The organism is Legionella rowbothamii, from assembly GCF_900639985.1.
In the GTDB taxonomy this organism is placed as follows: Bacteria; Pseudomonadota; Gammaproteobacteria; order Legionellales; family Legionellaceae; genus Legionella; species Legionella rowbothamii.
Genome location: NZ_CAAAIM010000008.1, coordinates 59,639 through 82,017, shown reverse-complemented (window position 1 = coordinate 82,017; position 22,379 = coordinate 59,639). Strand labels below are relative to the sequence as shown.

Genomic DNA, 22,379 nt, shown 5'->3' with positions numbered 1-22,379 from the left:
TATTTGGGGTGGCATTAACGGGGTGCATTTGGGGGAATGATACTAACATGCATTACCTTGAGTACCATTAGAGCATGTTATTTATCTGGGCTAAAGATGTGCTAATTCCCGGAGAAACGTTAAATTTAGATTTGCTCCCAGAAAATAAAGTGTAGCGATTGAGTGTTGAATTAGAATTATGCTCAGTTGATTTCTCAATCGGAAGTAGAGCGTCTTCAGTTTGAACAGTGCAATAAAACAATGAAGAAACTGAATTTTTCACATGATGTTTTGCTTTATCCATTGATTTGAAAAAAACGGGATCCTCAACTATATCGTGCATCCCTCCGATAATACCTCCTAGTGTACCTAGAAAAACACTCCAGCCAATCAGCGTGAAAGGACCACCAACCACAAAACCTAAAGCTAAACCTACAACAGCACCAATAATAGTTCCTCGAGTTGTACCAATTGCAATTCGCTGGGTCCAAGGGAGGGTGGCTGCGTCCATCGCTGCCTCATCAGGCTCTATTGTACGAGCCAAACATATAATAAATAAACCCGCAAACCAACCAATTAGACTACCCATTGCTGAGCCAATAAGGGCAGTATGTATTAAGGCAGCTCCCGGACATAATATATAAGCAAGAGCAATACCTAGATAACTAAAAAAATTAGCAGTACTACGTGCTGCATAAGACCAACTGTTTTCGGTCGTACTGGAAACTCCCCAATAGGTTTCAAAATAAGAAGATAGGTTTTGACCATAAAACCCTAAGCCGATGCCCCCAATAATGGATAGGGAGCTTGCAGCAAGAGCAATGGCAATTTCGGCACTAAGCCCTGGAATCAATACAGGACCCCAAAAGCTGCCTAAAACAGTACCCCCAGCAACACCTAGAGTTAGACCGGAGCGCACATAATTATTATTAAACAGGGAACGATCATCGGTTACCAAAATGCCTCGGGCTGTTTTTACATTTTTATTACGTGTTAAATAATTTATAAGAGGAACAAAGGCCATGACCGTAAGAAAAGCAGCTACGGACGCAAGAGCACTGTAGAGGGTTATATTGCTTGAACTCGTTAGGGAGTCACAATCTTGCAGGTATGAGATTATTCCACCAAGAAATTGTCCCATAGAGGTTCCCAAAACAAGAGCTGTTTTGGCATATTTCGACCAGCCTTCAGTACCAACTTGCGCATCAATACTTTCTTCATCTTGCAATAGCGAGCTATCATATTGATGAATGATAAAAGCTAATAAACCGAGCATAGAACCCATCAGCATGCTGTGTAGAGAAATGGATAGCTTGCGATTAGATAAGGTACTATTTAGTGAAGCAAAAATAATTCCTAAAGAAGATCCTAAGCTTGCGAGGGTTTTTAAGTTTCGATATAAAGGATTTTTTGAATTTGGTTTTGTATATAAATCAAAATAAACACAAATGCGGTGAAGTAATTGTTCTCCCAATATCCAACAAATAAATGTGGCAATGGTATTGCTCAAGTTGAGCTTCATATTGGGATCGCCGTCAATATCTTCAAGCACATAATAAATGATTATTGCTACGGTGCCTGTCATAGGCTTTGCTAATTCAACATAACGTGCTTTATAGTTGCAGTAGCTGTTGAATTGCTTTTCCGTTGCTTTCTTTTCTTTTAATACCAGGCCCATATATATTAATCCCACTATTAATTGGCTATCTTTTTTTCTTACTGACAGCTAGATAAGCATTTGGTGCACATAGTAAATTGATATAAAATAATAAACAATGTCTCTTTTTAGAATAACATTCGTGCAAAATTTGCATGAATGTTATGGGAATACAAATGACGGATTTTATAATTAGTGATGCATTGGTATTTTTAAGCGTGGCGGAAGAGGGGAGTTTTGCGGCAGCAGCTAAAAAATTATTTATTTCCTCATCAGTTATTAGCAAACGGATTAGCCGTTTGGAGAATCAACTTCGAGTCCAGTTGATTCAAAGGACCACGCGTACAATGGCTCTTACAGAAAGTGGCCTGCTCTTTTATGAGCATTGCAAACGGATTAAATCTGAAATTAATGATGCCGCTGATAAAATCCTTCAACAACATCAAATCCCATCAGGGCTTCTACGGATTAACGCACCGATTAGTTTTGGCCATGTACACCTTATTCCTGCGGTAAATGATTTTCTAGCCGTTTACCCGGAAATGAAAATTGAATTAATTCTTGGCAGTCAATATGCGAATTTTATTTATAAAGGATTAGATTTAGCTATTTTCATCAATGATTTACCTGATACTTCCTTATTGAAATCGCGAAAAATTGCAGTTCGTAATAGTGGGGTTTATGGTTCTCCAGATTATTTTGCACGATTTGGTGTACCTGCAATCCCAGAGGATCTGACACAGCATAATTGCCTTATTTACCAATCTGAGCTGGGAAATTCATTAGGTATTGGTCAAAAACATGAGTGGCGTTTTTATGATGAGGAAAAGAAATTGGCTATACCTGTATCTGGAAATTTACGAATTAACAGTAATCAGGGCTTGGTAAAAGCGGCAATAGCCGGAGTTGGTTTAGTCAAGTTATCGAGCTTTATGGTTACGGAAGAGGTGAAAGCAGGCAAATTAATTAGCGTTTTAAGCGATTATTGTGAGCATGACATTAATATTCATGCAGCTTATCCGAATCAGCGTTATCTGCCCTCTAAAGTCCGGGTGTTTATTGATTTTTTGTTAGAGCGCTTTGATTCAGAAAACTATTGGAAGAGGGTTTGATTGGATAGATTGCCGTACAAGGAAACGTTATTGCTGGCATTAATGTACTTACTTAAGTTTCAAATAATTCCGACGAATTACCGCAGCTTGAGGTATCCCCTAATAATTATCATCCTTTTCAAACTACCGTGGCTTAACCACGGTAATTTGTCCATTTACATAACTACTTATACAGTGTAGGTCTGATCTCAGTAAAGTTATATCGCAGACCAACTAACACCGAATTTACATTAGGCTTATAACTTCCTTGCAAGCGTTCATCAGATATAGGCTCAATTTGGGTGCGTTTAACACTATTGTATTGCATAAATTGGTAGGTGAAGACTAGATCTAGATTGTTATTTAAGCGCGTAATTGCTCCTGCTTTTAATCCGCCGCCAGTCAACCACTGATGAATATCTCCACTGACTCCCACATTACCCGCCGTTTCTTCACTTTTCACCACAAAATAGCTTGGAGAAACACCAGGACCTACAAAAAGGCGAACCGATTCATTAATTTGATAAGCGGGCAGAAAAAAGAAGGAGAACCCATACTGCAATTGTTCCTTTGTAGATACATTTTGGGTAAAAAACCAATTATTAATTTTATAGTGAGATGCTCCAGTAAATAGCTCTGCATCAGCCTCTAGCGCAACGGAAAACCTAGGTTTTAAGAGGACCTCATAACCAGCAAGTAGTTGCCCATGAAAATTAGTATATGCATTATTAAAATGAGATGTGGTAGGGGTTTCTTCTTCCAGTGGATAGGTTAAATCCTTTTGCACTTTTACTGCATTAATACCTAAATTAATGCCAGCATATCCTGCGGCCTTAGCATGAAACGAGAGCATTGAGGCGATAATTATTAATAAGCTGTATTTATTATTCATTTTATACCTTCTTTATAAAATACTAGGGATCGTAATTGGATTTGAGGTGCGGCTGACATTCGATTCATCGACAGCGGTAATGGTGACATTGCGTACGCGTTTGGGCGTTAAAATATTACCAATAACAAAGCGACGACGTTGGAGGTCCAATTTCAGCGTTGCCCCAGGCAAGCCGTTCACTATATAGGTTGTGTTGGAAGACGATAGGCAATCTGCATATAAAACAAAAGCTTCTTTAGTATTCATGCGATTACGATCCGCTCCAGTTAATACCGGTGCTTTGGGTGGTGTAGCAACAATCGAAAAATTATTATTGGAAATATTAAAGAAGGAGCCATTGCTTGCCTGGACCATAATTCGTGCAGCCGTAGTATTAATATTAGGAACACAAATGTTAGCATGACCATCATTGCTGGTACTTACGACTAAAGGTGTGGGGTAGCTTATTCCGCCATCTGTAGATAAGAAGATATTCACTAAAAGTGCACCGACTGGATAAGTATTTGTATTAGCCACATCCCAGGTTACTGTTTGTAGTGATTGTCCTGCCCATAGTATGTTTGCAGCAGAAGGATTAATAACTTTAAAAGGCCCTGCATTATCGGTGATCATTACTTTGGTATCTGTAAAGGCATTACATGAACCACCTGGTGTATTAGCGCGCGCTGATACTCTAAAGTTCATTGCCCGAGATACGGAGGATAATACTTCCCAGGTAAAAGGCCCTCCACTGGCTAGGGCACTAAGCTTAGGAAAATAGCGCGTGGGGCTAGTTTGTGGCGAGAGACTCCTGAAATTGGGGCCGCCTCTGGATGTGCTTACGGGGGGTTGAGGAGATATTTCATTATCCATCTGTTCCCAGGTATAAGTAATGGTACTTCCTGCAGAGCCTGGGGTTGCCACTGCGGTTAATGCAAAAGGAGTTTGTGCTGGAATACTCACGCCACCATTGGTTTGATGAATTACTGGAGCACTAGCAATCGGCATGGTAACAGGGCAGGTATGCGCTGAGCTCGAAACAAAATCGCCCATTTGTTTTAGGCTAATGCCATTAAAATATGAGTCGGAACTAGTTTGTACGTTGGGGGGACAAATTCCTGCATAACCCATGATCGTACTACCAGATCCCGGCTCTACTGCCGTAGGATCGTTGCGATTGCAAGCATTATTTTGTACATGTTCTGCACCAAATTGATGTCCCATTTCGTGGGCCACATAATCCACATCAAAGGGATCACCTATGGGTTCAGCTTTGCCTGTAGTACCCATGGCTTTGATTTCATTATCACAAACGCTTTGTAGACGTGCCAAACCGCTACCCGCAGCATCAACGACATGGCCAATATCGTAATTGCTGGAGCCAATAATCCTATCTATTGTTACTTGATTCTCAGCAATCAGTTTATAAATATCCCCACTGGTGTAAGGTTGGGTGTTGGGATCAGTAAAGATAATTTGATCATTATTGGCAATAATTTGCATGGTGATTGCCATATCGATTTCATAGATGCCATTAACGCGATTCATTGTTGTAGCTTGTGCACTTAATGCACCATTTATGGTGCCGCCATAAAATTGGGTATACTGTGCAGTTGCGGCCATGGCTAAGCGGTAGGTTTTGAGTTGGCATGCATTAAATTGTGCAAATGAAGGGCTTCGGCTCAGTGTTTTGAATCCTTGATTTACGCTATGCACATTACATTTAAAATGATTAGTACTCATTAAATCTTTTTTCTTGTAGACCACATAATATTGATGTTTGCCTTTTCCTAAGGGATCGATGAAAACGGGACTTTTTCCTGGCCGCAAAATCATGGAATGAAATCCTTGAGCAGTTAAATCCAATTTTACAAACTCTCCAGGATCAGTGATTCCATAAGCGTCATAAGTTTTAATCGAAGGATATTTGGCTGCAAGCTCTGGATGTAAGGTGCTGTTCTCCACAATTCGATATAGTTTGCTCGTTCCATCGGGTAAGGGGAGTGCTATTTGTGTGGCTACTCCTGATTTTAATCCGTCGCGATGAGGTACATTTTCCAGTTCTGCATAAAGTTGATTTAAATCAATTTGTATTAGGCGGTAATGCGTTGCACGAATACTATTTTTGCTCTGGGCCGTAAGTGTTGCGGGATTTACATCGTTAAAGAAATTATCAACTATTCTGTCCTGTGCAAAGGCAATGGAAAAAAATAACGAAAGTAGGGTAGTAATAAGCGTCCGTGTCATCATAAATTATCTTTAATAATCAATGGACATAACTTAACATTAGAATTAATAGAGTTCAATATTGTAGAACGTCATTCTTCACTGGAATGACGTTCTACAGGTGAATATTAGTTAAATGTTCCGTAATAGCCGACCATATTAGCAATAGTGAGGGTATTGGCATAATCATTACAAGTACTGTCTCTAGTCATATTCCAGTTAAACAGCCCGGCCAATCCAATATAGGGCGGGAAATCGGGATTACAGCTAGATAGCTCTACATCTACACCATTAGCGATTTGAGTTTGAGGGTAACCTATAGCAATAAGCGCGTCAAAAAAGCTCTCGGCCCATGCTTCATCATAATAAGTTTGTATATTGATTAAATCAAAACTTTTGGCGTTTAAAGCATCGACCTGGGTATCACCAATACCACCGGGTTCACTATTATTTCCTGCAGGGGTAATGGTTAAATAATAAGGTTTACCATCTTGGAGCGAGGCATAATTTAGTGCATTTTTTAAATTGGCAATTACTCCATCAAAGTTGGCTTGAGGAATAGAACCAGTGGTCCCACCAATACTTTCATCATCAATATCTATACCATCCAGATTATTGGTACGAATAAATTGAATCACACTGGGTACGAAAATATTCGCATGATTTATATAATCCATATTAATCGAGCCCCAATCATTTTGATTCCATCCCAAAGACATCAAAATTTTTATGTTGGAATTAGCTGCACGCGCTGTTTGTACTAATAAAGCCAGACGTGCAGACTGATCCGCTTGTCCTCGTTCATAAGTAAAAATGGCACCATTTTGCTGTGTATAGACATGGGCAAAGGCTACAAGAATAGTACTTACACGATTAAATGGCGGAAAAGGGACTTGATTGGGTGGGAGCCATTGGCCTACGCCGGAATTGTAGATTGGGTAGAAAGTGCCGGCATAAGGACGTGGATATTTGCTGCTTGGAAGAACTGTGGTTGCGGTGACTGGAATGCGATTTCTGGCCACAGGTACAGAGCATGTTGCTCCTTTGTACGCGCAAATCCGCGGCATTAAGTTTGATTGTGAGTTTTGGCCAGTTCCTTGTATGGAAACAATAAAAGAACAGCTAGCCCCTGCGGCTAAAGTGGCACACGTATTGCTGATTAAAGAAGCTTTCAGTGCATTACTTGTAATTCCAAAACCAGGCTCTATGGTAATTCCATTTAACGATTTTGGGGTGTTGTTTTTCGCGTTATAAGTTACATAAGTCGAACCTGTGGGGGAAATTGCAATTGGGCTGGAACTGCTGGGCGTAATTTCCACAATCGAGGCTGCCTGCGCTGCTGCCGTTAGCGTGAGCAGGCCACAGCAGATTGGGAATAAGAGATATTTTTTCATGAGTGTATTCGTCCTTGTTAACCAAAAGATGCTGTCAGTGTAAATATGACCCCCTGTGTATATAGGTCTTTAACTTTGATGCGACCAAGTGATGTTTGTGCTAATGAGGGGCCCAAAGCACCTCTGCCTAAATTAAAATATTGATAACCGGCAGAAGCGTAATATTGGAGATGTCGCCGTTGATCATCCCAGAGTAAGTATTGAAGGCCGGCGCCTAATTCATAGGCAAAAGTTTGTTTTGTCTGATCACTAAAAGGCATTGCTGGAGATGCGCTTAAAGAGGGATCGCTTGGTTTTTCATGATAAGCAGAAAACTTATTCCAGCTAGGACCAATACCGACCAAAGCATAAGGCTTCAATGCATGGCGTGAGTAAAGTGCTTTGGCTTCAACCATTAGTGCATCGCTTTTTGCTTGAAAACCATAGTGTAACGTATCAAAAAGGCCAGCATTGATAAATGGATATTCTGTTCCTTTCACATGCCCTAACTGGAAAAAGTAGCCCGCCACACCTAGGGATAATTGATAAGATGGAAATACCGAATTTTCAAAAGTATGACTTGCTCCTATAGCCCAAAAACCTTGCGTGGTAGTTTGGCTTTTGGTGTGATAGGCATTGGTAATTACCTCATTAATTTCAACTAAACGGTTATTTTTAAGGGTTGAAAAATTAGGACCACCAGAGACAAAAAAACTGACTTGATTGGCATTACCCAGATTAGAGAGCATCAAAAAAATACATGAAGAAACCAAGAATTTATTCAGATTAACATCCATATTTATTTATATCCTTGTTTTTATTTAATAATAAGCGTTCGCATAATGACGTCAATTTAAGGTTATTGAGAGATTAAACATCTCTACTTGCCTTGGTATAGGCTTGGCCGCAAGCCCATGGCGGTCAAACCAAAAATAGTCTTCGAATTTTCGCGGCTTGACCCGCGAGATCCATGAGTTTGGCCCAGAAAGTTTCTTAGCTTGGAGGCTATGGATTGTAAGACCTGGGCCTGCCGTCCAGTCGTTCGCGTATCTCTTTGTTTATTGTAACAAAAATTCATATCGTGATGAACGGGCTTATGTTATTTAATGAATGATGAGACGAATATCTTGTCTACAATTAAAATTAACAATACTCTCTTCGCAAACCGAGGATGTCAAAATGGCTAATTGGATGATCTATGGGGCAAATGGATATACAGGAGAATTGATTGCAAGAGAAGCAAAAGCTAGAGGATTGAATCCTATCCTTGCGGGACGCAACGAGAACGCAATCATAGCATTAGCAGAAGAACTAGGATTTAATAATCGGATTTTTAATCTAAGTGATCAGAAAAATACAGTACATCAGCTTTCTGAGGTGCAATTAGTTTTAAATTGCGCAGGGCCTTTTTCTACTACAAGTCAGCAAATGATCACTGCATGTATTCAGTCCGGAACCCACTACCTCGATATTACAGGTGAAATATCAACTTTTGAATATGCACATAGCCAAAATTTGCGAGCAGAAGAGGCCAACATTGTACTTTGCCCCGGAGTTGGATTTGATGTCACACCAACGGACTGTATCGCAGCCCAATTAAAGCAAATGCTTCCTGATGCACATTATTTGGCTCTTGGATTTGACTCGAACTCAGCTATGTCCCCAGGCACAGCAAAAACAGCTATAGAAGGTTTAGCTATGGGAGGAAAAGTTCGTATTAATGGCCAAATAAAAACAGTTCCTCTGGCCTGGAAAACCCGCCTTATTGACTTTGGTAAAGGAGACAAATTAGCCACCACTATTCCATGGGGAGATGTAAGTACTGCATTTTATACAACGGGGATACCTAATATTGAAGTATATATTCCAATGAGCTCTAAAAGATTATCTATTTTGAAACGGGCCAATTATATACGTTGGCTTTTAGGTTGGAGCTTTATACAAAGTTTTCTTAAAAAGAAAGCTGCAGAGCAAAAGGGGCCAAATATTGAACAAGTTAAAAGCCAATTAACCTATGTCTGGGGTGAAGTAACAAACACACAAGGGAAAAGCAAAGCAGTGCGGATTACAACAGCGAATGGCTATGCGCTTACTGTGGCTAGTAGTCTAGGTATAGCTGAGTATTTGCTAAACAATAAACTAAAAGGTGGTTATAAAACACCATCGCAAGTAGTGGGCTCAGATTTTATCAAAGGGCTACCAGGTTATAGCGAGAATTTTAATCGCGACGATTCCTTAAAGTAGTTAACTACATATCCGAGGCTAGGCTAATGATTGGAATGTAAATTTTTTTATTAGGAGCTGCCTCGCACCATCTTTAACAGTTGTTTTTTATAAATTATAGGCCTAACAAGACATTGAGCCACACCAGTCATTTCCATATAGTCTCACTTCTTGTAAAGATATCAGTCATTAACAGAGACCTATCGGGGTTAACACAGTCAACATTGAAACGTTTTGCCGAAGATGAAATTAGGTTCTCCGAACGGTATTGCAGGATCTAAGTATAAATGCAATTGATAATCATTCTCATTGACATTCTGTTTTTGTAATGTAATGCTTTAGAGCAGGCGACACGTTGAAATTGAAGAGGGATTTTTTATGTTTGATAAAATTAGTGCAAGTTCACACGATATATCATTAAGGTTCTGTGCCGACTGTCTAAAAAAATTTTGCCCCCAAACAGAGTCTGATACGGTGAGATTTTTTGTGCCTACTGTCGATGCATTATTTAGAAATCATTTCGCTTATATTGAATTATCGAAAAAAATGGTTGATATCATTTATAAGATTGAGGAGCACTTTAGTGTGGACTTATCAGAAATAGCGAAAGTATTGCATGTTGAACTAGGGGATTTACCTTCCAGGGAGCGAGAAGAAGAAATAGAGTCATTTTATTCCTATTCACCAGAGAGTAATTTTCATTTTATCCGTGAGATAAAAGTTTAATCATCAAGGGATGGGGCGTCCTAAATATGCCGTTTTGATGCCTCGTGATTTGGGAAGTATGCAAAGTATTTTCTTTGAAAGAGTAGTAATGGTAAAGGTGATGGGCTGTAGTCTATGCTTTCTCGTAGTTTTCAATGTTCTAAATGAAATTGACTATAGCGAGCAGCCCTCAAAGGCTTTTAAAGAAAATAAATATTTGTGTTTTCAAGGGTGTTTATTTTAAGTTTATCAAGGACCCTTAACTCCTTAATAAAATGTACATTTATCGGTCATTTGAACCAAGAAATATCTTTTAATGTGCTTCAATGAATTTTTATATGGGAGTTCAAATATTATTAGCTATACTATTGTTCTTATAAACAAAAAACGAGGGTCGAAACAATGAGCTAGCGCTTATCTTGATTTTTAATGGTCGAGTTTATTTTGCACTTTGTTATCAAAGTTAATTCTTTATGAGTTTAAAGTGGATCCAAGTGGCCCCCAACGAAGAAGTTTTAATGTAGGGCCTATCTAAAATTATTGCTGCGATGGGACCATTGGAAACACCTATAATATGAAAGTTACACCTTTTAGTACTATACTTTACTGATAACAACATTATTGAATCATATATAACTTTTATTCATATTAGTTCACTTGATTGAGTTGCCGAGTCCATAGCTCACCCAAGGCTATTAAGAACTGTATGATTAAAATCTGTCTTGGATATCCGGTTAGTATGGGCATTATTAAAGGCTATAAAATATTGGGAACGCTTTCTCAAACCCCTAATACGGTACTTTACCGCGGGTTACGGCTTCTTGATAATGTTCCGGTTATGCTCAAATGTCCCTACTCAGAGCACCCCTCTCTTAATATTCTCGCGGACTTGCAACACGAATATTTTTTACTCAAGCAACTTAATATTCCAGGTATTATTAAGCCCTATGCACTCATTCAACAAGGTCACCTTACTGTTTTGGTTTTAGAAGATATTGATGGTCAGACCTTAAAGAGTTTTTTACAAGAAAAGCCATTGGAACTGGATGTTTTCTTCACAATTGCCTTACAGTTGGTCTACGCCTTAGCGGAGTTACATCAACAGCATATTATTCATAAAGACATTAAGCCGGCTAATATCATTATTGAGCCTCATACCTTGTTAATCAAACTGGCAGATTTTAGTATTGCTTCACAGCTACTTGAGGAAACACAAGGCTATAATAACCTTCATCTTTTAGAGGGGTCACTGTCATACATATCGCCCGAACAAACAGGGCGAATGAACCGAAGTATTGATTACCGCACCGATTTTTATGCTCTGGGAGTCACTTTTTATGAAATGTTAGCAGGTCACTTACCTTTTGATGCAACTGATATTCTTGAGCTGGTTCATTGTCATCTTGCAAAAGCTCCGGTACCTCTATCATCGCTTCCTCTGAATATTCCCACTATGGTTAGCCAGATTATTATCAAGCTAATGTCTAAAATGCCAGAAGAACGTTATGCAAGTGCAAGAGGCCTGGCAGCAGACTTAGCCAAATGTGCTAAACAATGGCAATCAAAAAAAATGATTGCTGAATTTGCTTTAGGCGCTATTGATATCAGTGATCAGCTCCAGCAAACACAAAAATTGTATGGACGTGAAGAACCAATTGCAGAGCTACTTGCTGCTTTTGAGCGAGTTAGTCAAGGGAAAAATGAAGTGGTTCTAGTGTCTGGTTATTCCGGTATCGGTAAAACCTCGCTCGTTAAGGAAATCTATAAACCGTTGACCTGCCGTAAAGGATATTTTATTCAAGGTAAATACGACCAATTACAGCAGAACAAACCTTATAGTGCGCTCATTGATGCGTTGCAAAACCTGATTAGGCAGGTATTGGCAGAGCCTGAGCAAAAACTAAAACACTTAAAACAGGCCTTACAACAGTCTATTGGCAATCAAGGGCATGCACTGTTGGCTTTGATTCCTTCTATTAAACGACTGCTTGGACCGCAGTCACTTTTAGAAAATACCATTGGTGAAGCCCAAAACCAACTGACGTTTGCATTCCAGCAGTTTATACAGGTCTTTTGTCAGGCAGATCACCCATTAGTTATCTTTTTAGATGATTTGCAATGGGCAGATAATGCGTCGTTACAACTACTGCAACGTTTATTAAAGGATTCAGCAAATAGATATTTTATGTTGATTGGCACTTATCGAGATAATGAGGTGGATTTTGGCCATCCCTTAATCGAGTTTCAGAAAAAACTAAGGGCGAGTGGGGTAGTCCTCAATGCTATTAAATTACCGCCATTGACACATTCTCATCTGCAACAACTACTTGCCGATACGCTGGGCTGCGGACTTGCCCGGGCAAAACCCTTGGCTGAAATTCTGCAGATAAAAACCGAAGGTAATCCTTTTTTCGTACATGCATTTCTGAAGAGTCTGCATCATAATCATCTGCTAACTTTCGATTATAAAAAAGGCCAATGGCAATGGGATATTATGCAAATCGAGCAGCAGCATATGACAAAAAATGTCGTAGAACTACTCATTAACAACATCCAACAGCTATCACCCCCTGCACAAGATAATCTGAAATTAGCCGCCTGTATTGGTATCCAGTTTGATTTACACACATTAGCGGTTATAAGCCAACAATCCGTATCACTCACCCTGAGCTTGTTGCAGGAAGCCTTACATGCCAACCTCATTCAGTTAATCTCTGGTAATTACAAGTCCATCGATTTGATGGATGGTAACCTCACTGATGCGCAACGTTCAGAAGACTTGATTATTTTTCAGTTTAAACACGACCGTATTTTGCAAGCAACTTATCAACTTATAGCACCTAATCTTAGACGTGAATTGCATTTAAACATTGGTCGTTTATTGCTAACCAACGCGGATATGAATTCGGGTGATGAAACTCATCTTGGCCAAATCGTACGTCATTTAAATGAAGCTTCCTCATTAATTACTTTGCCTGCAGAAAGGTTGGCACTCGCCGAATTTAATTTGCAAGTAGGCAAAAAAGCAAAAGCGGTAGCGGCCTACCAAGCTGCAAAAAATTATTTCAGTATAGCTGTTTCCCTATTACCACAAGATGCATGGAAACATCATTATAACCTTACCTTTTCTTTATATTGTGGCCTGACTGAAAGTGAATTATTAACTGATGATCATCAGCTTGCTCAGCAGCACTTGGCAATACTCTTCAAGCAAGCTAAAACCAAGCTAGATAGAATGCTGGTCTATCAGCTCGATATCATACGGCTTAGCCTTGCAAACCGTTATAACGATGCGCTACAGCAGGGATTGGAGGTATTACGTCTTTTTGGGCTTGACCTTCCCCTATACCCTAAACCGTATCATATTTTAGTGGCGTATATGTCTATAGAATGGCGATTGTATGGTAAAAAATTTACTAATTTGGATTTAACTCAACAAGCTAGTAATGAATACAGTTTGTTGCAAAAAATCTTAAATCAGTTATACGCTTCTACCTATATCACTTCGAACAAAGAATTATTCGTTTTACTCATATTTCATGCTGTTAAACTATCATTACGCTACGGGTACACACCTGAAAGTTCATATTGTTTTGCAGCTTATGCATTTGTATTACTCCATGTATTTAAGCGCTATGACGCAAGTTTTAAGTACGTTGCACTTGCTTATCGGCTTGCCGAATATTACCCCGATCCTTCTGTATTAGCTAAAGTGGAATTTTGTATGGGACATTTTCTCCATTTTTGGAAATATCCACTCTCCCAATCCCTAAATTATACCTTACACAGTTATCAATTAGCACAACAAACAGGGGATTTAGCAACCGCTGATTATAGCTTTATAAGTCATTTTTTAAATCAATATGCTTTAAGTTACCCACTATCTGACCTTGCAAACACCCTCAGAGAAGTGCTAAAGAAACGTGGCCCGAATGATTATTTCTATCCGGTCTGGATTTTGTTGGAATATTCAGTAATAAACTTGCAGCATTCGTCAATAAATAAAAACTTTGATCAAAAAATAGCGCGGTCTTTCAAAGCTATTGTTGAATGCAAAACGCAGCATGAACAGGCTTGTTTTTACTTTTGTGCTATAAAACTCGCCTATTTGAGCGGTAAATTTTCGTTAGCAGTGGCAATGGGGCTCGATGCAGAGATATTTGCAGATTCAGCGATAGGAACCATCACCTATGTCGAAGGACAATTATATTATGCTCTGAGTTTAGCTGCGAGCTACAAAACGGCCACCATCACTGAGCAATGCGTTTACAAAAAGAAGCTCCTCGCTATTCAAAAGTCTTTTAAACAATGGGCAGGATGGTGTGCTACCAATTTTGAACCGTATTATTTAGTGCTCAGTGCAGAAATCTTCGCTATTCAAGGAAATTACCGCAAGTCAAGTGATTTGTACGACCAAGCGGCTCAACTTGCATTAGATAATAATCACCCTCAGCTTACTGGCGTTATTAATGAGTGTGCTGCTCGCTTTTACTTACAGGAAAACAAACCGCACATAGCAAAACACTATTTTCGCGAAGCGCATTATGGGTATGAGCGTTGGGGAGCTCTCGCACTTTGCCAGCGTTTAAAGCAACAATCTCCCCAATCGTTTTATGAGTATGACCGTCCTAAAACATCCTTACAGCAAAAGATCATGACTAACACGCAAACATCGGCATCAAGCAGTGATCTTTCCATAGATTTTATGGCAATTCTCAAATTAACTCAAACGATTGCCAGTGAAATACAGTTCGATAAGTTATTAAAAAAGCTACTGAAAATTGTGCTTGAAAATGCTGGCGCACAACGTAGTGTACTTATCATAAAGAAGGACGACTCCTGGCTTATCGAAGCTGAGGGTACTTTAGAGGAACAACGCATTTGGTTGGTAGATGCAAAAAGCGTAGAGACACGCTCAGATTTACCGCTCACGATTATTAACTACGTACAACGCACCGAAGAAGCCGTGCTAATACAGGATGTCGCTAATGACATCCAATTTTTAGACCCTTATTTGCAGCAGTCTAAATCTAAATCAATATTAATAATTCCTTTCTTCTATCAAGGTCAACTAAGACGCATTCTCTATCTTGAAAATAATATGCTTAAGCATTCCTTTACAGCTCAGCATTTACAAGACCTTACTATTGTGGTGTCCCAAGCCGCCATTTCATTAGAAAATGCGTACCTTTATTATCAAACAACTCATGATCCATTGACGGGTTTTGCCAATCGTAATCTGCTCTTTCAAATTTTTCAGCAAAGCGCATCGCGTTTATCCCGCGAAGCCAAACAATTAGCCATAATTTTCCTAGATTTGGATTATTTTAAAACTATTAACGATACTATGGGTCATGAAATCGGTGATAAGTTACTTATCTATTTTTCAGAGCAGATTAAATCGTGTCTGCGAGCTGGCGATTTGCCAGTACGCCTGGGAGGCGATGAGTTTGTGATTTTATTGGATAGCCTTGATGAAAGCATGCAGGTAAAGGTCATCATAGATAAAATTTATCAGAAACTTGCCGCTCCTGTTATTATACAAGGTCATACTATCCATATTTCAACCAGTGCGGGTATCAGTTTATTCCCCAAAGATGCTACGGATATTCAGAGCCTTTTAAAGCAAGCGGATACGGCTCTATATCGGGCTAAAGAACTGGGTAAAAACCAGTATCAGTTTTATTCAGTGGCATTAACTCAATACATTCAGCAAACCCATCATCTTGAAACTGAATTCGAAAATGCATTAGCGAATCAGGAATTTTGTTTATTTTATCAGCCAATCTTTGATTTAGTAAGCGAGCGCATTATAAGTCTTGAAGTATTGCTGCGCTGGCAACATCCAACAAAGGGATTATTAGAAGCCAATCAATTTATTCAATTACTCGAAAAAACGCCGTTCATGCTCTCCGTAGGTGAATGGGTACTGCGCACAGCCTGCCAGCAAGTTAAGAGCTGGCAAAATAAAGATTTACCGAGGATACCTATAGCGGTCAATATTTCAGCATTGCAATTTGAAAATCAATCAATTAGCCAATTAATTGCCGACATTTTAGCAGAAACTCAACTACAACCTATCTATTTAGAGCTTGAGTTAACTGAATCTATTCTTATCGAATCAGCCAACATTATAAAAGAAATGGAGGCGTTAAAGAATTTAGGCGTTAATTTAGTCATTGATGACTTTGGCAAAGGCTATTCCTGCTTAGCATATTTGACACGTTTTTCTCTTAGTAAATTAAAAATTGACCGATCTTTTATTAATAAAAATCAGTTAAAAGAGCAAGATAAGATTATTTTAGAAGCCATCATTGGATTAGCTCACCGTTTAAATCTGCAAGTGATTGCTGAAGGAGTTGAAGATATTTCGCAAGTGAATTTATTACGCATCCAGCACGTTGACGCAGTGCAAGGCTATTATTTTAGTCCTCCCTTATCTGTAAATGATTGTGAACATTTATTAAATGGCGAGAAAGGCTTATAGTGAATAGGCTCTACCCTAGCAAAGTGGGTCTTCGCAGGGAAGTAACACATGGTGCACATTTCTACGGTTACATCATCGACGCTTGCGTTCATGGCTACCACACCCAAACAAATGGGGGGCTTGGTAAATCAGGGCTGATATCAGCGTTTTGTAAAGTTTTTTCGGTCTGGAATAATGTTTCATATTTCCATCCTTAGTTTACTTCACAATGGAGGATAATAAGCTACTGGGTATTTGCTTGATGAGTTATACGATTTACTAAGTTCATTTTAATAGCAGGCCATTCGCAACGAAGGATACTAAACACTATGGTGTCCGTGATTACTTTATCTTGAAGAATCATGTGTTGCCGTAATAAGCCTTCTTCAGTAGCGCCTAGTTTCTTGATGGCATGATAGGAGCGGCGGTTCCGCGAGTCAGTGCCTAATTCAACGCGATTAATGTCCCAGCATTCAAATGCCTGGGTTAGCATCAATAACTTCGCTTCAGGATTTACTTTGCTACCCCAGCGACTAGGGGTATACCAACTATAGCCTAAGGCAAGGCTTTTGTTTTCTAATTGAATAGCATAATAGGCCGTGGCGCCGACAATAGTTTGGCTTATTTTGCAGCGTACGACGTAAGTAATTTGCTCCCCAGTGAACATTTTATCCAGACAACCATTAAACCAGGAGTCGAATACATTTTTCGTGGCTTTTTGCGGCATATATTGCCATATTTGTTCATAATTCGCGGCGTCAGACAAAGGTTCTCGATGTTGAACTGCAATTGGTTCTAATTGGATAAGAGTGCCATCTAAGACATCGTTTTCTGATATGAGTATTTTTGCAGACATGAATGGATATGTCCTTGTAATCGACGAGTGATTATGCCGTAACTATATTTTTATTTTTGATATCAAAGAAGTGTAACACAAAGCCATAGACTGGAACAAAGGCTAGTAGGCTAATAGTAATTTTAAAACCGGCATCAACCACCGCTATTTCCGGCCAATGTTGGTTTAGAAAAGGATTGCTACTGTGATAAAACGCAATAGTAAAAAACAAAAGGGTATCTATTATATTACCTATCGTAGTTGAAATAGTCGGCGCAACCCACCAAGAGGAGCTATTGCGCAAACGCTGAAAAATAAAAACATCCATTAACTGCCCAATGGTATAGGCAACAAAGCATGCTAATGAGATCCGCATTGGCATATAGTGTAGAGTGAACAAATTCTCCCAACTTAAGGTACCCATAATTTCAAGAGAGCTTGCTATAAAATAGGAGATAAGTAGTCCAGGGAACATACTTAGAAAAATGATATTTCGAGAAGTTTTAGCATTAGAAAGTCGAGTAGTTAAATCGCTTAAAATAAAAATGAAAGGGTAAGTAAACGCACCCCAAGTAGTATGATAGCCCAAAAACTCAAAAGGGTATTGAACTAAGATATTACTGATGGTGATTAAAAAAATATGACACACAGTAAGACGCTTAAGCGGTGATTTTTTATGCTGGATCAACTAAGTACTCTCTTGTTTATAATCTAAAAGCCCATTGTTAATATAAAATCAGTTTGTCCATATTTTACGTTCTCTTAATGTATTAAGTCAATTATTTGGGTTATTTTAGGACCCTTTAGTATTATTGCAGAGTTTGTATTCGCGAGTTGTATAAAAAATTATATGTATTTGAAAAGACATTATATATAAGGATTTTATGGATAAACATTCATCTGGCTTTTGCATAATAAGCAGGTTATGCTCATCATTGCATAGAGAAATTGCATGAGTATTTTGCTCAGACAATAGAGAAAAAGAGTCCCATCAATGAGAGCTAGATTACTTAAGTTGTTAAAATCACTAACTAAGCTTGTCTGCTTATGTCTTGTCATTTTGCTTGGGTTACGGATAATTGATTCACAACGTGGTCCTGCACTGGAGCTATGGCATACTTATGTCCCAAAAGAAAAACATGCTAAAGAACTTGATAAACTTAATTGGGCACAATACATAGGAATAGAAAATACTCTTTTTGACGCGGTACGCACCGAAGTAACTGAAAAGTTAACTAGCAAACAACGTATTCCAGGTAATCGATATTTCTCTGACAGTCCAGTTTATCCCGAGAAATTTTCTACTGATTGGAATCGCTCATATATACTTGAACCTCAAAGTCCAGCTGTGGGAGCGGTTGTATTCTTGCATGGACTTACTGATTCTCCTTATAGTCTACGCCATATTGCCAAACGATATGTGGCCCATGGTTATGTTGCAATAGCGATTAGACTGCCTGCTCATGGCACCGTACCGGCTGCATTAACCGATGTGAAATGGGAAGATTGGTTGGCGGCAACTCGGCTAGCTGTACGTGAAGCACGAAGACGCATAGGACCATCACTACCTCTCCATCTCGTAGGTTTTTCTAATGGCGGAGCATTAGCATTAAAATATGCTCTTGATTCCATTGAAAATAAACAATTAACAAAACCAGATAAGATTATCTTAATTTCACCAATGATTGGTATTACCCGCTTTGCGCGCTTTGCGGGATTTGCTTCCTTACCAGCGATTTTACCACCCTTTGCAAAAGCAGCCTGGCTCAGTATACTTCCTGAGTTCAATCCATTTAAATACAATTCTTTTCCAGTTAATGGAGCAAGTCAGTCTCATCGTTTAACAGCAGCATTACAACAACAAATTGTACGCCTTGCCAATGAAGATCGGCTAATTGAACTTCCATCTGTATTGACGTTCCAATCTGTAATGGATTTTACAGTAAGTACGCGTGCAATAATTACTGCTTTTTATGCCAATCTTCCTGCAAATGGTAGTGAGTTAGTCTTATTTGATTTGAATAGAGCTGCTAAATTAGGTCTTTTATTACGCCCCTCCGCAGATACGGCCGTGACCAGGCTTTTAAATGTCCCCCCACGAAAATTTCGTAGCGTAATCATCACTAATGCGAATGATGGGAGTATTGATGTGGTCGAGCGTGTCACTGAAGCTGGAACAGTGACGGAACATGTTTCTCCGTTAGGATTGGCTTATCCCCGCGATGTCTATTCCCTGTCACATGTTGCGATTCCCTTTCCGGTAAACGATAGCCTCTATGGTCTTGCTCCTGACTCAAAAGAATATGGCGTTCAATTAGGAACTATCGCTTCGCGTGGTGAACGACAAGTACTCATCGTAAGTTTGGATTCAATCCTTCGACTTTCATCCAATCCGTTTTTCCCCTACATGATTAAACGAATAGAAGAACAACTACCTAATAGGAGATAAAATAAGAACAGTTTAAAAAGGGAATTACATCGCCATTTGCGGTAATAAATTCATTGCTTCTTCTTGCTCATTTTGTCTTTGTGCCTGGTGGTTTGGAGCAAAAAATCTTATGACGAGCGGTCTTCTAGGCCATCTTTCAGATTCATTAACTGTAGGTTTGGGTTCAATATTAGGTTTTCTTTGGGTAGGTATGGTCATTTAAGCCTCAAATAAAGTACAAATACGGATTGTACAATAAAAACAACGTGGTATTTACCGGCCATCTGTCAAATGGGAAATTCAATGGCAACTTGCAGTGCAAGCGGATTAGCCAACATTGAGGTCAACTTGTTTAAGCTTGGTTTTGGTGGTCTTCAAGACAATGTTGCTTATTGGCGTTCTACTGAGTATTCCGGGCGGCCAGCATTCGATGCGTGGTATCATGCTTTCTCGTATGGCACTGGTGTTCAGGCCCAAACTTACAAGGGTGGGGCGCACTACGTGCGGTGTGTTCGCGCGATAACTTTTTAATCTTCATGCGCTTGAGGTCACGTAGTGGCCTTCAGGCTTAACCCGGTTTAGTCCCAAATTTATTGGTAAAGAGGATCGGGATGGAGAACAGCACTATTTTGATCCGAGATGCTTTGTTATTAAATATGGAGGATAATCGACAATCCCAACAAGTGGATATTTTCATTGTAAATGACAAAATCGAAGAAATTGCTCCTCATTTAAATCCAGTCGATGCAGAAATAGTAGATGCACAAGGAATGATTGTACTCCTCGACTTTCGCGATATGACTCTTTGGCTGTATATAATCCCTATCAATCCATTCTATTTTGCGAGAATCCTTCTAATTAGATGGCTATGAGCATTTCTTTAACTGTGTAAATGCCAATTAGGAAACATTAAATAACACTAAACCATTATTATCATCTTGGCCATTACTAATGTTACAAGTCCAATCAACAACCAATAGTTGCTTATGCAAAATGGGATCCAAGAAGTTAAAGTGAAGTGTTGCGGTATTATCTTCAAAAACACTTAAACGACCAGATAAGATGAAAGATTCTCCTGTAGGGCGTTCTATAAAAATCTTCATGGATGTGGTGACCGTATCGATTATCCGTTCATTAATATTTTCATTAGCATGAAAATATTGGGTAAAGTTAAACCGTGTTGTGGCACCATTTAATCGCCTCATTACCTGAGTTCTAATTGACGGTTCAGTCACAAGACAATTATCAAAATGGATGATTGCTCTAACATCATCACCATTTTCAACAGCTTGCACTAATTGAGAAAAGTTAGTGATATTCGTGCCCGCCGCGTGGGCTGGATTTAAGGAAATGAATAATACGCTAACAATGATTGCTCGCCAAATTCTCATGTATATCCTCCATGACTGTCTATTCTATATTACTCTTCGCTTAGAGCGCGCAATTGTTATATAGTCAACGATTGCCTTACAATTAACCATTAAATGTATTTAGTGTATTATCTGTTTATAAAAAATTCCACTTTTTATTGAGTTGCAATTCAAATCGTGAATGTAAGTGGGCTATACATTCTGCTCCTCAATGTAATAAAAGTAAGATACTTAATTGTCGCACCACGGTGCGACAATAGATGACTAACTAATTGAATTTTATGAAAAATATTTAACTGATACGATGAGGTTACTAACGCAGGGAATTAAACTCTCTGATTAATTCACTTTGCATTTGCTGTTGGAGGCAAAGTTCCGTTGCATTTGTTATTATTAAACGCCGGTGTTTTGTATTTGGCTCTTCTTGAATCTTAGTTTCAATACCTTCTTTTTTGAGGCGCTCAACATAATAATTTAACGCTTTTGCATCTGAGGAGGTTAATTTTGAAACAATATTTATCTCCATCTTTTGATTCGTTACTTCCGCAATCATAATTTGCCAACTCAGCGCTTTGTCAAAGAGGTTTGGTGCCTCTTTTAGATTATTTTTTAAATCAAGCCAACTTATTAATAGAGAACCCGCTGAATCTGGTTTAAAGGATCTACGATATATTGCGAGTTCCTGAGGAGCAAATTCTGGTCTATTTAATAGCCAATCAATAATTTTTTTATTAAAAAGAGGTAATAATTCTTTATGGTATCCATTCAGTAGGCTAGCTATCATGTGAAGTGCTTGTGAAGGATTAGTCTTTATCAGTGGCGGAATTATCTCTAACTTTTTAGGGCAGCTTTTCTTATTGAAAAAAGACAATTCGTTATAATCAAATACTGCTCCTGAATGTTCAAAATATTCCATGCGATTGCGCTCATTAAAATATCCAGGACCATAATCAAATCCAACTTGCTGGGATTTTTTGACATCGTCCGTGGTGATCATTCCAATTTGTGGCAGCCCTAAGTGAGTTATATTTTTGTACTTGATATTCGCAGTAGCTATTCTTTGCACTGCTTGCTCCATAAAATCATTTTTCACATCACTCTTATTGGGTAGGCATTGCATAAACCGTGTTAAATTCCCTTTTAATTTAGCGCTTA

General features: G+C 38.9%; 16 protein-coding genes. 6 read left to right on the top strand and 10 right to left on the bottom strand.

Translation table 11 applies throughout. From position 1 onward, the window contains the following. Positions 1 to 67: 67 nt before the first annotated feature. Entirely contained in the window at positions 68 to 1,657 is a 1,590-nt protein-coding gene (locus E1P08_RS13190; protein WP_133137480.1) for a hypothetical protein, read from the bottom strand. A gap of 155 nt (positions 1,658 to 1,812) precedes the next feature. Here E1P08_RS13190 and E1P08_RS13185 point away from each other — a divergent pair, with 155 nt between their 5' ends. Beyond that, positions 1,813 to 2,748, top strand: coding sequence for a LysR family transcriptional regulator (locus E1P08_RS13185; protein ID WP_165485178.1), 936 nt, complete (start codon positions 1,813 to 1,815; stop codon positions 2,746 to 2,748). Between the two features lie 163 nt (positions 2,749 to 2,911). On the opposite strand, the gene E1P08_RS13180 is transcribed toward E1P08_RS13185, so the two are convergent. From E1P08_RS13180 to E1P08_RS13165, 4 genes are all read right to left on the bottom strand, one after another. Next, positions 2,912 to 3,619, bottom strand: a complete 708-nt coding sequence (locus E1P08_RS13180; protein WP_133137478.1) for an outer membrane protein — start codon at positions 3,617 to 3,619, stop codon at positions 2,912 to 2,914. 12 nt (positions 3,620 to 3,631) lie between these two features. Beyond that, positions 3,632 to 5,848, bottom strand: a complete 2,217-nt coding sequence (locus E1P08_RS13175; RefSeq protein WP_242602464.1) for a reprolysin-like metallopeptidase — start codon at positions 5,846 to 5,848, stop codon at positions 3,632 to 3,634. A 104-nt stretch (positions 5,849 to 5,952) separates the two neighbouring features. After that, complete coding sequence (locus E1P08_RS13170) at positions 5,953 to 7,218, bottom strand: glycoside hydrolase family 18 protein (protein ID WP_133137477.1); 1,266 nt, start codon at positions 7,216 to 7,218, stop codon at positions 5,953 to 5,955. A 17-nt stretch (positions 7,219 to 7,235) separates the two neighbouring features. Then, positions 7,236 to 7,994, bottom strand: a complete 759-nt coding sequence (locus E1P08_RS13165; RefSeq protein WP_133137476.1) for an outer membrane protein — start codon at positions 7,992 to 7,994, stop codon at positions 7,236 to 7,238. Positions 7,995 to 8,376: 382 nt separating this feature from the next. Here E1P08_RS13165 and E1P08_RS13160 point away from each other — a divergent pair, with 382 nt between their 5' ends. The 3 genes from E1P08_RS13160 to E1P08_RS13150 all read left to right on the top strand — a co-directional run bounded on the left by E1P08_RS13160 (position 8,377) and on the right by E1P08_RS13150 (position 16,612). Further along, positions 8,377 to 9,441, top strand: a complete 1,065-nt coding sequence (locus tag E1P08_RS13160; protein ID WP_133137475.1) for a saccharopine dehydrogenase family protein — start codon at positions 8,377 to 8,379, stop codon at positions 9,439 to 9,441. A gap of 357 nt (positions 9,442 to 9,798) precedes the next feature. Continuing rightward, positions 9,799 to 10,146, top strand: coding sequence for a hypothetical protein (locus E1P08_RS13155; protein ID WP_133137474.1), 348 nt, complete (start codon positions 9,799 to 9,801; stop codon positions 10,144 to 10,146). A 685-nt stretch (positions 10,147 to 10,831) separates the two neighbouring features. Then, positions 10,832 to 16,612 (top strand): EAL domain-containing protein, encoded by a 5,781-nt coding sequence (locus tag E1P08_RS13150; RefSeq protein WP_133137473.1) that lies wholly within the window; start codon positions 10,832 to 10,834, stop codon positions 16,610 to 16,612. Positions 16,613 to 16,835: 223 nt separating this feature from the next. On the opposite strand, the gene E1P08_RS13145 is transcribed toward E1P08_RS13150, so the two are convergent. Continuing rightward, positions 16,836 to 17,447, bottom strand: coding sequence for a GNAT family N-acetyltransferase (locus E1P08_RS13145; protein ID WP_133137472.1), 612 nt, complete (start codon positions 17,445 to 17,447; stop codon positions 16,836 to 16,838). Between the two features lie 31 nt (positions 17,448 to 17,478). Next, positions 17,479 to 18,114 (bottom strand): 7-cyano-7-deazaguanine/7-aminomethyl-7-deazaguanine transporter, encoded by a 636-nt coding sequence (locus E1P08_RS13140; protein ID WP_133137471.1) that lies wholly within the window; start codon positions 18,112 to 18,114, stop codon positions 17,479 to 17,481. A gap of 306 nt (positions 18,115 to 18,420) precedes the next feature. Between E1P08_RS13140 and E1P08_RS13135 the strand changes: the two genes are divergently transcribed. Then, positions 18,421 to 19,875 (top strand): alpha/beta hydrolase, encoded by a 1,455-nt coding sequence (locus E1P08_RS13135; protein WP_133137470.1) that lies wholly within the window; start codon positions 18,421 to 18,423, stop codon positions 19,873 to 19,875. A 24-nt stretch (positions 19,876 to 19,899) separates the two neighbouring features. Here the strand turns inward: E1P08_RS13135 and E1P08_RS17215 are convergent, their stop codons facing one another. Then, complete coding sequence (locus tag E1P08_RS17215) at positions 19,900 to 20,073, bottom strand: DUF4174 domain-containing protein (protein ID WP_165485177.1); 174 nt, start codon at positions 20,071 to 20,073, stop codon at positions 19,900 to 19,902. Positions 20,074 to 20,465: 392 nt separating this feature from the next. Between E1P08_RS17215 and E1P08_RS13130 the strand changes: the two genes are divergently transcribed. Beyond that, entirely contained in the window at positions 20,466 to 20,726 is a 261-nt protein-coding gene (locus E1P08_RS13130; protein ID WP_133137469.1) for a hypothetical protein, read from the top strand. A gap of 27 nt (positions 20,727 to 20,753) precedes the next feature. Here the strand turns inward: E1P08_RS13130 and E1P08_RS13125 are convergent, their stop codons facing one another. Both E1P08_RS13125 and E1P08_RS13120 read right to left on the bottom strand, forming a co-directional pair. Further along, on the bottom strand, positions 20,754 to 21,245 hold the full coding sequence (locus E1P08_RS13125; protein WP_133137468.1) for a hypothetical protein: 492 nt from the start codon (positions 21,243 to 21,245) through the stop codon (positions 20,754 to 20,756). Positions 21,246 to 21,537: 292 nt separating this feature from the next. Continuing rightward, the gene (locus tag E1P08_RS13120) at positions 21,538 to 22,317 is read right to left on the bottom strand and encodes an SET domain-containing protein (RefSeq protein WP_133137467.1); all 780 of its coding nucleotides are present in this window, start codon (positions 22,315 to 22,317) and stop codon (positions 21,538 to 21,540) included. Between the last annotated feature and the right edge of the window lie 62 nt (positions 22,318 to 22,379).